Annotated in this window: 9 protein-coding genes; 4 read left to right on the forward strand and 5 right to left on the reverse strand. The window is 54.5% G+C overall.

The window, feature by feature from the left end:
* Positions 1–122 precede the first annotated feature (122 nt).
* Together ACN0UH_RS06620 and ACN0UH_RS06625 are read left to right on the forward strand one after the other, a co-directional pair.
* Positions 123–2,660 (forward strand): penicillin acylase family protein, encoded by a 2,538-nt coding sequence (locus ACN0UH_RS06620; protein ID WP_417661315.1) that lies wholly within the window; start codon positions 123–125, stop codon positions 2,658–2,660.
* 422 nt (positions 2,661–3,082) lie between these two features.
* On the forward strand, positions 3,083–4,195 hold the full coding sequence (locus tag ACN0UH_RS06625) for an AI-2E family transporter (RefSeq protein ID WP_417661316.1): 1,113 nt from the start codon (positions 3,083–3,085) through the stop codon (positions 4,193–4,195).
* 63 nt (positions 4,196–4,258) lie between these two features.
* Here the strand turns inward: ACN0UH_RS06625 and umuC are convergent, their stop codons facing one another.
* The 4 genes from umuC to dcd all read right to left on the reverse strand — a co-directional run bounded on the left by umuC (position 4,259) and on the right by dcd (position 7,325).
* On the reverse strand, positions 4,259–5,533 hold the full coding sequence (gene umuC / locus ACN0UH_RS06630; protein WP_417661317.1) for a translesion error-prone DNA polymerase V subunit UmuC: 1,275 nt from the start codon (positions 5,531–5,533) through the stop codon (positions 4,259–4,261).
* Complete coding sequence (locus ACN0UH_RS06635; RefSeq protein WP_417661318.1) at positions 5,526–5,951, reverse strand: LexA family protein; 426 nt, start codon at positions 5,949–5,951, stop codon at positions 5,526–5,528. The genes umuC and ACN0UH_RS06635 overlap by 8 nt, the downstream gene beginning before the upstream one ends.
* A 316-nt stretch (positions 5,952–6,267) precedes the next feature.
* Positions 6,268–6,495 (reverse strand): hypothetical protein, encoded by a 228-nt coding sequence (locus ACN0UH_RS06640; RefSeq protein ID WP_417661319.1) that lies wholly within the window; start codon positions 6,493–6,495, stop codon positions 6,268–6,270.
* 263 nt (positions 6,496–6,758) lie between these two features.
* Positions 6,759–7,325, reverse strand: coding sequence for a dCTP deaminase (gene dcd, locus ACN0UH_RS06645; protein ID WP_087515996.1), 567 nt, complete (start codon positions 7,323–7,325; stop codon positions 6,759–6,761).
* 336 nt (positions 7,326–7,661) lie between these two features.
* On the opposite strand from dcd, the gene ACN0UH_RS06650 reads away from it, so the two are divergent.
* A complete protein-coding gene (locus ACN0UH_RS06650; RefSeq protein ID WP_010484518.1) occupies positions 7,662–7,871 on the forward strand; it encodes a cold-shock protein in 210 nt (69 codons plus the stop codon).
* A 107-nt stretch (positions 7,872–7,978) separates the two neighbouring features.
* On the opposite strand, the gene apbC is transcribed toward ACN0UH_RS06650, so the two are convergent.
* Entirely contained in the window at positions 7,979–9,070 is a 1,092-nt protein-coding gene (gene apbC / locus ACN0UH_RS06655; protein ID WP_417661320.1) for an iron-sulfur cluster carrier protein ApbC, read from the reverse strand.
* Between the two features lie 169 nt (positions 9,071–9,239).
* On the opposite strand from apbC, the gene metG reads away from it, so the two are divergent.
* Entirely contained in the window at positions 9,240–11,282 is a 2,043-nt protein-coding gene (gene metG / locus ACN0UH_RS06660; RefSeq protein WP_417661321.1) for a methionine--tRNA ligase, read from the forward strand.
* The last annotated feature ends 63 nt before the right edge of the window (positions 11,283–11,345 follow it).

Genomic DNA, 11,345 nt, shown 5'->3' on the forward strand with positions numbered 1-11,345 from the left:
TAACTTACGCAGCGCCAACCAAACAGCTCAAACAGCCCGTCACCCGGCCCTCTATGCCTGCTAGGCTTGTGACCACAGCTGAATGAATCATCGACCCGCTCCATCCTTCAGGAGTTTGCTGCATGCAATCGCGTGTGTTTCGTCCAACAGCCGTGTTCGGTCTTGCCGCACTCATCAGCGCTGCGCTTACGCTAAGTGGTTGCCAGTCGTTTTTAAGCAGCCGTTACAGCGACAGCGTGCCGCCAGAGCAAGGCATCAGCAGCGTTAAAGGTTTGGCCAAAGGCGCGGTTGTCAGACGCAATGCGCTGGGCATGCCTCTGATTGAAACCAGCACCTTGCACGATGCAATGTTCACCCTCGGCTATGTGCATGCCGGTGACCGCCTTAGCCAAATGGTTGGCATGCGTTTGCTCGCGGAAGGTCGTCTGGCGGAAATGGTTGGCCCTGGTGCGCTGGAGGTCGACCGACTGATGCGTGCGGTCAACCTCAAGCAAAGTGCTGAGCAGCTGTACAATGGCGCATCGCCACGCCTGAAGAAGATTTTCGAGGTCTATGCACGCGGTGTGAACGCCTACATGTTCCGTTTCCGCGACAAGCTGCCGATGGATATAGCCGAGTCTGGCTATCGTCCCGCGTATTGGAAGCCTGAAGATTCAGCACTGGTGTTCAGCCTGATCAACTTTGGCTTGTCGGTGAACCTGCAAGAAGAAATCGCCGCACTGGTCATGGCGCAAAAAGTTGGCAGCAACAACCTTGCGTGGCTGTTACCGACTTATCCGGATGAACCGCTACCTTTTGCGGAAGCCGACAAGCTCAAAGGCTTGAAACTCAGCGGCCAGATCAGCGGATTAACCGCCATCGATTCAGCCGCACAACAAGTAGCTGACACCCGTTTGCTCGGTGTTGCCGCCTCCAACAACTGGGCGCTGAGCCCACAAAAGAGTCGCAGCGGTAAGAGTTTGCTGGCCAATGACACACACTTGCCGCTGTCACTGCCGTCAATGTGGAATTTCGTACAAATCCGCGCACCGAAATATCAGGTCGCAGGCGTGTCGATTGCAGGCGTGCCTGCGGTGGTTGCAGGTTTCAACGGTAAAGTCGCATGGGGCATGACCATGGTCATGGGCGATAACCAGGACCTGTTCCTGGAACAAGTCAAACGCCAGAATGGCCAGCTTTACTACCTCGCCGAAGGTAAATGGCAGCCCGCTAAACAGCGCCAGGAAACCTTCTTCATCAAGGGTCAACGCCCAATCCGCGAAACTATTTTTGAAACGCGCCACGGCCCGCTGCTCAACTCAGTATTGGGGGAACGCAAACACGCTCTGCAACCGATACAGATCAGCAGCGGTTACGGCCTGGCATTGCAAACCGCGCAGTTTGAAACCGACAAAAGCCTCGATGCATTTTTTGACCTGTCGCGTGCACAGTCGGCGGATCAAGCATCGACCGCCACCCGCGAAATCCGTGCAATGCCATTGAACATTGTATTTGCCGATGCCGAGCATATCGGCTGGCAAGTCACTGGCCGCTTCCCTAATCGCCGTGGCGGTGTTGGCCTGATGCCCTCGCCCGGCTGGAACAATGAGTACGACTGGGATGGTTATGCAGAACCGATGCTCCATCCCTATGATCAAGACCCGCAGCAAGGCTGGATCGCAACCGCCAATAACCGCACTGTGCCGCCCGGTTACGGCATGCAGTTGTCTAACTCATGGCACTACCCGGAACGGGCCGAGCGTATCGCCCAGTTGCTTAACAGCGGTAAGCAGGACCTGCGCAGCATCAAAGCCATGCAATACGATCAGACCACCTTGTTTGCTGGCAAGCTGCAAGGCATGTTTGCGGCACCTGGCATGGCTGAGCCGCTGAAACAAGCGATCGATGCAATGGCTCCGGCGGATGCCGCCAATGCGCGCGACACCCTCAAACGCCTGATGAGCTTCGATGGCAAGCTGGCCGCCAACTCGGCCGACGCAGCCTTGTACAGTGCGTTTTTGCATGAAAGCGCACGGCAAATATTCCTTGATGAACTGGGCCCCGATACCAGCGCGTCATGGAAGGCGTTGGTTGAAACCGCTGGTATCTCGTATTCCGCCCAAGCGGATCATTTGCTAGGTCGCGATGACAGCCCGTTCTGGGACGACATCAGCACCCCGCAAAAAGAAACCAAGGCCATGATTCTTGCACGCAGCCTGAGCGCCGCCGCCAGCTTCACCCAAAGCAAGCTCGGCAGCGACCCGGCTGGCTGGCAGTGGGGCAAATTGCATAGCTACAAATGGGTCAGTGACAGCAGCAAAGCGGCCCCCATGCTCAGCGCCAGCCAGCGCGCCAGCTTAAGTACCATCAGCAGCTACCTTGATCGCGGTCCTTACCCTGCCGGTGGCGACCACAGCACCTTGAATGTGTCGGCTTATCACTGGGGCCAGGACTTTGATACCTGGTTGATTCCCGCCATGCGCATTGCTGTCGACTTTGGTCTGGATGAGCCATTCTACGGGGTTAACAGCTCTGGCCAATCGGGTAATCCGGCAAGCGATCACTACGCCGATGGCATTGATGCATGGCTCAAGGGGCAATACATGAGTTTTCCATTCAAGTCGCAAAATATCGACAAGGTATACGGCAACAAACGCTTACTGCTGACACCCGGTAAATAACCCTCACTTACGGAACCAATTGCATAAGCACCGTTCTGAGTTAATGGACTTACTCCATGATCATCGTTTAGGGCGCCTTTTGGCGCCCTTTCTTTTGCCTGAAATTCATGCGGTCCTCATTGCCCGAGTAGCGACCCAAGCAACTCGATGTTGCCGGCCAGCCTGTGTCCAAGGGGCTGTCAGGCTAATCCTTATATTTATTGTGACTATCTATCAACCGCTACCTATCTAACCTGCACGGCTAAATCAGCCTCTGACATACAGCCCGCCATGTTGCTCATGCTATCTCTGGCAAGAGGCTATGCTTTGCTTTACATAAACACGGTTTAGGCAACACACGGAAACTCGATATAGGTCGTGATCAAAGCTCGCACTTACGCCTACTGCACATATCTTGCTCAGCCACTCAGAAAGGAACTCAAATGTCGCTTACCTCGCCCCCCGAGCTGCAGTTTTCGCGAACTCTGCTGGATACCTTTATCCGCGCCGCACTGATCGCGGTTCTGGTTTACGGCTGCTATCAGGTTTTTCATCCATTCTTAAGCATGATGCTGTGGGCATTGATCCTCGCCGTCACCCTGTACCCATTGCACCGCATGATTAAAACGCGCATGGGTAACCGCAATGGCCATGCAGCGTCATTGCTCGTAGCATTTGCAATTGCTGTGTTGCTGGTTCCGGTGTACTTCCTGGGCAGTTCGCTGACTGAATCTGTCCACATCGCAATCGAGACAGTCAAAAGTGGTAGCGTGCACATTCCGCCGCCACCGACATCCATCGAAAGCTGGCCGGTGATAGGCGGACCGCTTTACAGCTTCTGGGCAAATGCAGCCTCCGACTTAACTGGCGTGCTGCAGAGTGTGGCGCCACACCTAAAAGGTTTCACCCTTGGCCTGCTAAGCAAGATCGCGGGGGTCGGTGTTGGCTTTTTGATCTTTATCGCTTCACTGATCATTGCGGGCGTGATCATTGCTTACGGCGAAACAGGCCACAAAAGCGCTGTTCGCATTTCAGACCGCGTCATCGGCGCTGACCGCAGCCACAGCTTTATTACCCTGTGCACCGCAACTATTCGCGCCGTTGCCCAAGGTGTAATCGGTATCGCCTTTATCCAGATGGTGGTGATTGGCATTGGCTTTATCGTGATGGGTATTCCGGGAGCTGGCTTGCTGGCGATGGTGGTGTTACTGCTGGGCATCATGCAGTTGCCCCTGCCTTTGATCACGATCCCGGTGATCGCCTTTGTGTTCTTCACCGAGGGCGCCACACTGGCTACCATCATATTTGCCATCTACACCTTTATCGGCGGCTTGCTAGACAACATTCTCAAGCCAATGCTGTTGGGCCGCGGGGTTGACGTACCAATGCCGGTGATTCTCATCGGCGCCTTAGGCGGCATGTTGGCGGGCGGTATTATCGGCTTGTTCATTGGCCCCGTCGTGTTGGCCGTTGGCTACAAGCTGTTCTGGCAATGGATCGATACCGGCAAGACGCCTGTTGAGCAATCCGAAAGCGTTACACAGGATACGCAGTAAGCTCGGCAAAGCAGCACACACCATCGCGACTGTATGGCGGTGTGTGCTGGGGCTAGAGACGCATTACTTAACCCGCCACAATTGATCCAGCCGAGTGGTATACCCCGGGCTCATCAACTCGCGGCGCATGCCCCACTCCGGCGCTACCGGCACGCCACAGGGGCGCACGGTGCCTTTACCCCACTTGGCATTAATGGAGTCGAAGACCTGCATTACTTTTTCGCTTGTAGCGGTTTGAGCGCCTGTAAACATATCGTCAGTAAACTCACCACGCTGGCACAACTCAAGTAACAGCACTTCGGCTTTGCTGAAGGCATAGCCCGGACTAAACACCTCCTCCAAACCCGCCATCGCGACCTTGGTTATCAACCGCGTATCATCGGTCGGGTAAGGCAATTGACAGACTCTGCTGGTGGCGAGTTTCGGTTCATCGGAGTTGTACATACCGGTGCGAATACTCACTCTGACCTTTTTACACAGCGACCCCTGAGCGCGCAGTCTTTCGCAGGCGCGGGCGGTGTACGTAGCCACAGCCTCACGTATTGGTTCGATGTTTTTCAAGCGATGGCCAAACATCCGGCTGCAACAGATTTCCTGCTTGGCCACGGTCATCTCTTCAAACTCCAAACAGGGCGTACCGCGTAGTTCACGTGCGGTTTTTTCGACGACAACACTAAAGCGTTTACGCAACGTCCAAGGATCTGCCTGGGCAAGGTCCCAAGCAGTCTTAATACCCATGCGGATCAAGTGCTCAGTCATACGCCGGCCTACGCCCCATACATCACTTACTTCACAGGCTTTGAGCAGTTTGTCGCGCCGCACCGAATCAGTAATATCGACGACTCCACCCGTCTGGCGCTGCCAGCGTTTGGCTGCATGGTTCGCCAGCTTGGCCAAGGTACGGGTGCCTGCGATACCGACCCCGACTGGTAACCCCGTATAAAGCTGCACTCTACTGCGGATTTGCTGCCCCAACGGCTCAAATGGCGGTGCCATACCGGTTAGATCAGCAAAAGCCTCATCAATTGAATACACCTCCACAGCGGGCACCAGCCCCTCAATAACCGCCATCACCCGCTGGCTCATATCGCCATACAGCGCGTAGTTACTGGAAAACGCGAGGATGCCGTGCTGCTTGAGGCGCTCTTTTATCTGAAAATAAGGCTCGCCCATTTTCACGAAAGGCTTGGCGTCGGAGCTGCGGGCGATGACGCAGCCATCATTATTGCTCAGGACCACAATCGGCACTTTGGCGAGGTCGGGGCGAAATACTCTCTCACAACTGGCGTAGAACGAGTTGCAATCAACCAACGCATAAACGTTGCTAGGTTCAGACATGCTGGCGCACGCTGTAGTGCATAACTCCCCAAACGCTGAACTCATCGCCAGTCAGCACATGTCGCGGCGCATAGGCGGAGTTTTCCGACCTGAGTACATACGCGCCATTTTCTTTGTCCAGGCGTTTTACCAGCGGCTCGTTATTCAGTGCGGCAATTACGATATGTCCGGGCCTGGCTTCGGTTGCGCGGTCAACCACGCCCAAATCACCATCAAAAATTCCGGCGCCAATCATGCTGTCGCCAGCGACTCGCACCAAAAACGTCTGCGGGAGACGTAGCCCGAGCAACTCATCCAGAGAAATTTCGCGCTCAATATGATCCTGCGCCGGTGACGGAAACCCAGCAGGTACATGAAAGGAATAAAGCGGCAACTCACCTCCTGCAATAAGCTGGAGGCCGTGGTACTGAAGATACATGACGAAGCCCATAAATACTGGATGCACATACAGTATATTTTAAATATTGCTTACGCCAAAAGTTTCAGACGAATCACCCCAAATGTGCAGGTGTAAACGCCCTGCTCCATAAGGTCTTTATCGATTAACGCACCGCGCGCCTTAGACAAATAGCAACCATTTATCGGTATCCGCTGAACCAAACGCGCAAGCGCCACTCAGACATAATGGACTTACTCCATGAATACCTTTAGGGCGCCTCTGGCGCCCTTTCTTTTATCTAAACATTAGTTTGCCCTGCATTGGTCAAGCCATGTGCGGGGAATACCAGCTGCGATTACTCCTGCGCTATACCGGTCACGGTAATTGCGTAGCGCTCCAGGAGCTGAACAGCAGGCGTTTGCTCCTCATGCGGCAGTTCTTTCGGCGGCAAGGGCTCAAACTTTTGTTCTGCCATGCGTAACACCAACTCAACGGCCTCATCGACGCTGGGCTTTTTTGCTGATTCAATCTCAAGACTCTCGGCGCTTTCGTCGTGGTTATAGGTAATTCGCCAAACCGGCATAGTGCCTCCTCAATCAAAGATTATGAGCAACCCGCCACAATGCGGCCTTGTTTGGTTTAGAAAACATATATTGGTGACAGTTCGCCAAGGTTAAATATTGAAAGCTATTAAACCGCTCAAGCCCCTGACCCAGCAGGATGCATCAAGCGCCTAGCGTGCAGCCGGACGCTATTTCAAGGCATCTCAAGCGCTCAAACCCAACAGTAAATAATGCAGACATAAAAAAGCCCCGCACCAGGCGAGGCTCTTGAAAACCTGCAAACTCAGGCTTTTGGCAGGGTCACACCGCGCTGGCCTTGGTACTTGCCGCCGCGGTCTTTATAAGACACTTCACACTCTTCATCCGACTCCAAAAACAGCATCTGGGCCACACCTTCGTTGGCGTAGATTTTCGCTGGCAGCGTCGTGGTATTGGAGAATTCCAGCGTTACGTGGCCTTCCCACTCGGGTTCAAGCGGGGTGACGTTGACGATGATGCCGCAACGTGCGTAAGTGCTCTTGCCGAGGCAAATAGTCAGTACGTTGCGCGGAATGCGGAAGAACTCAACGGTTCGAGCCAAGGCAAACGAATTCGGCGGAATGATGCAAACGTCACTTTTCACATCAACAAAACTTTTTTCATCAAAGTTTTTAGGATCAACAGTTGCCGAGTTGATGTTGGTGAAAACCTTAAACTCATCCGCACAACGCACGTCGTAACCGTAGCTCGAGACACCGTACGAAATTAATCGCTCGCTGCCTTCAGTACGTACTTGGCGTTCAACGAAAGGTTCGATCATGCCCTGTTCTTGGGCCATGCGGCGAATCCACTTATCCGATTTGATGCTCATGGCGGGCGTCCTGAATACTTAGTGATGAAACAAATGGTGAAAAAGTGAGCGCATCTTACCGGGGCCAGCGGTTGGGTTCAAAGGCTGGCGTCGAATGTACAAAAATTGAGCATTTTTTGCTCCATCAGTCGTTAAATAACAGAAAGGTGCACACAGTGTTCGCGCTTAGCGTGAAAAACGAGTATGGTGCTTCCACTGTGCTGCATGTGTCACCGCGAATCGCTACTTGATGCCTAGATTTCGATCCAAACATCGTCCGACTCCTAGTACTCGTTGCACTCAGTCCCGGCCTGGGTTTTTCCAGGGCTGTATATTACTTTTGTTAGGAGATTACACATGTCTAATCGTCAAACTGGCACCGTTAAGTGGTTCAACGACGAGAAAGGTTACGGCTTCATCACTCCACAATCTGGTGATGACCTGTTCGTACACTTCAAAGCTATCCAGAGCGATGGCTTCAAGAGCCTGAAAGAAGGCCAGCAAGTGACTTTCGTGGCCACTCGTGGTCAGAAAGGCATGCAAGCTGAGGAAGTACAAGTTATCTAACTTGTCCTCCCTATAAAAAACCCCGCTTCGGCGGGGTTTTTTTATGCCTGCAGAAAATCGTCACCAAGCCAACAACCCCGGCGCACCGGGGCTGCGGTTGCTTGCTATCAGTCGTCGCTAACCGAAATAGTCGGCATAGCTTGAGCACTGGCGCCGCTTTGAGCTATTCGCGCACCGACGGTACGCGCCGTTTCCTGATAGATCATGGCAATCTGGCTTTCCGGGTCGGCAATAGTTGTGGGCTTGCCGCCGTCAGACTGCATGCGAATCGCCATCGACAGCGGCAACGAGGCCAGCAGATCGACATCAAATTGCTTGGCCAGCTTTTCGCCACCGCCTTCACCGAATAAATGCTCGGCATGACCGCAGTTCGAGCAGATGTGCACGGCCATATTCTCAACCACGCCCAGCACCGGAATATTGACCTTGCGGAACATCTCCACACCTTTCTTGGCATCCAGCAGCGCCAAATCTTGCGGCGTGGTCACAATCACGGCACCAGCAACCGGCACCTTCTGCGCCAGTGTCAGTTGGATATCCCCGGTGCCCGGCGGCATATCCACCACCAGATAATCCAAGTCAGTCCAGGCGGTTTGCGTGATCAACTGAATCAACGCGCCGGAGACCATCGGCCCACGCCACACCACAGGTGTGTTCTCGTCGGTCAGAAATGCCATCGACATCACTTCAACACCGTGGGCCTCAAGTGGCACAAACCACTTCTGATCCTTGACCAGTGGCCGCGTGCCTTCGGCGATACCAAACATGATGCCTTGGCTCGGGCCGTAGATATCAGCATCGAGAATGCCGACCTTGGCGCCTTCACGGGCCAAGGCCAGTGCCAGATTCGCCGCAGTGGTCGACTTGCCGACGCCACCTTTGCCCGATGCAACCGCAATAATATTCTTAACATTGGCCAGCGCAGGCACTTGCTCTTGAGCTTTGTGCGCAGCAATTACGCAGTCAATCTGTACTTTTGCAGTATCAACGCCATCGAGGTTGGTCAGGGCCATTTCCAGCACTTGCGCCCAGCCACTTTTGAACAAACCGGCAGCGTAGCCCAGTTCAAGGCGCACATTGACGCTGCGGCCCTGAATATCAATCTCTCGCAGGCAACCGGCACTGACCGGGTCCTGATTCAAATGCGGGTCGGTGTACTGACGCAGAGTGGCTTCAACTACTTCACGGGTGACAGACATGAAAACTCCCAAACAAAGGTCAAGTAACGCAGTCCAGCATGTTACCGCAAAGCCTGACTTGCAACAGATGCCGACTTTTCCACCTTTCGGCAACTGCGCGGGATGAAAAAAAATGGTCAGCCCTATATAGTTGTCGACTTCCTTTGATTTACCAGTGCAGCCGATCTCTATGTCTGAAGCCCGCAAGATTCTCGTTACCAGCGCCCTGCCCTACGCCAATGGCTCGATTCACCTTGGCCACATGCTCGAGTACATCCAGACCGACATGTGGGTGCGCTTCCAGAAATTGCGCGGCAACCAGTGCATCTATGTCTGCGCCGACGACGCCCATGGCTCGGCCATCATGCTGCGCGCCGAAAAAGAAGGCATCACTGCCGAACAATTGATTGATAACGTCAAGGCCGAGCACACCGCCGACTTTGCCGATTTCGGGGTCGATTTCGACAATTACCACTCGACCCACTCCGAAGAGAACCGCGAGCTGTCGGCTGCTATCTATCTGAAACTGCGCGACGCCGGCCACATTGCCACGCGTTCGGTGACCCAGTATTTCGACCCGGAAAAAGGCATGTTCTTGGCCGACCGCTTCATTAAGGGCACCTGCCCAAAATGTGCGACGCCAGACCAATACGGCGATAACTGCGAGAAGTGCGGTGCGACCTACGAGCCAACAGAGCTGAAAGACCCGCGCTCGGCCATATCTGGCGCAGTGCCGGTGCTGAAGGACTCCAAGCACTTCTTCTTCAAGCTGCCTGAGTTCGAGGCCATGCTCAAGCAATGGACGCGCGGTGGTGCGCTGCAAGATGCAGTCGCCAACAAGCTCGCCGAATGGCTCGACTCTGGCCTGCACGAGTGGGACATCAGCCGAGATGCACCGTACTTTGGCTTTGAAATTCCAGACGAGCCAGGCAAGTATTTTTACGTCTGGCTGGATGCACCAATCGGCTACATGGCCAGCTTCAAGAACCTGTGCTCGCGCCGCCCGGAACTGGACTTCGATGCGTTCTGGAACAAAGACTCCAGCGCCGAGCTGTACCACTTCATCGGCAAGGACATCGTTAATTTCCACGCCCTGTTCTGGCCAGCCATGCTCGAAGGCGCAGGCCTGCGCAAGCCAACTGCGGTCAATGTGCACGGCTACCTGACGGTTAACGGGCAGAAAATGTCGAAATCGCGCGGCACCTTTATCAAGGCCCGCACTTATCTCGACCACCTCAACCCGGAATACCTGCGTTACTACTACGCAGCCAAACTGGGCCGTGGCGTCGATGATCTCGACCTCAACCTTGAAGACTTCGTACAGAAGGTCAACTCCGACCTGGTTGGCAAAGTGGTTAATATCGCCAGCCGTTGCGCCGGTTTTATCCACAAGGGTAACACCGGTGTATTGGTCGCCAGCAATGCCGCACCCGAGCTGACAGAGGCCTTCAAAGCAGCTGCTCCAAGCATTGCAGAAGCCTACGAAGCCCGCGACTTTGCCCGCGCCATGCGTGAAATCATGGGTCTGGCCGACCGCGCCAACGCCTGGATCGCGGATAAAGCGCCATGGTCGCTGAACAAACAGGAAGGCAAGCAGGAAGAAGTCCAGGCGATTTGCGCTCAGGCGATCAACCTGTTCCGCCAGTTGGTCATTTTCCTCAAGCCGGTGCTGCCAAATCTTGCCAGCGACGCCGAGAAATTCCTCAACGTTGAGCCGCTGCGCTGGGATGACTATAAAACCCATCTGGCTGACCACCAGCTGAACCCGTTCAGCGCGCTGCTGACCCGTATCGAACCTGCGAAAATTGAAGCCATGATTGAAGCCTCCAAAGAAGACCTCGCCGCTGCTGAAGCCAGCAACCAACCCGCGGGCAATGGTGAACTGGTCAAAGAGCCAATCGCCGCTGAAATCGCTTTCGACGCTTTTGCCGCAGTTGATTTGCGCGTGGCGCTGATCGAAAAGTGCGAGTTCGTCGAAGGTGCCGACAAGCTGCTGCGCCTGAGCCTGGATATCGGCGATGCCAAGCGCAATGTTTTCTCCGGGATCAAAAGCGCTTACCCAGACCCAAGCAAACTTGAAGGCCGCCTGACCCTGTACGTTGCCAACCTGGCCGCGCGCAAGATGAAATTTGGCGTATCTGAAGGCATGGTGTTGGCTGCTGGCCCCGGCGGTGAAGAAATTTACCTGCTCAGCCCAGACAGCGGCGCCAAGCCGGGCCAACGGGTTAAGTAAAATTGCTGAGTTCTGGCGTTACTGTGACCGTGCAGTAACGCCGCTCAAGCAACGCCTGGGAAA

This window comes from Pseudomonas sp. (genome assembly GCF_048265905.1).
Classification (GTDB): Bacteria; Pseudomonadota; Gammaproteobacteria; order Pseudomonadales; family Pseudomonadaceae; genus Aquipseudomonas.

Coding starts and splice junctions, on each gene's coding strand:
- umuC (WP_417661317.1), bottom strand. CDS start 5,533: ATGTCTGAACCTAGCAACGTTTATGCGTTGGTTGATTGCAACTCGTTC.
- ACN0UH_RS06650 (WP_010484518.1), top strand. CDS start 7,662: ATGTCTAATCGTCAAACTGGCACCGTTAAGTGGTTCAACGACGAGAAA.
- dcd (WP_087515996.1), bottom strand. CDS start 7,325: ATGAGCATCAAATCGGATAAGTGGATTCGCCGCATGGCCCAAGAACAG.
- ACN0UH_RS06635 (WP_417661318.1), bottom strand. CDS start 5,951: ATGTATCTTCAGTACCACGGCCTCCAGCTTATTGCAGGAGGTGAGTTG.
- apbC (WP_417661320.1), bottom strand. CDS start 9,070: ATGTCTGTCACCCGTGAAGTAGTTGAAGCCACTCTGCGTCAGTACACC.
- ACN0UH_RS06620 (WP_417661315.1), top strand. CDS start 123: ATGCAATCGCGTGTGTTTCGTCCAACAGCCGTGTTCGGTCTTGCCGCA.
- ACN0UH_RS06640 (WP_417661319.1), bottom strand. CDS start 6,495: ATGCCGGTTTGGCGAATTACCTATAACCACGACGAAAGCGCCGAGAGT.
- ACN0UH_RS06625 (WP_417661316.1), top strand. CDS start 3,083: ATGTCGCTTACCTCGCCCCCCGAGCTGCAGTTTTCGCGAACTCTGCTG.
- metG (WP_417661321.1), top strand. CDS start 9,240: ATGTCTGAAGCCCGCAAGATTCTCGTTACCAGCGCCCTGCCCTACGCC.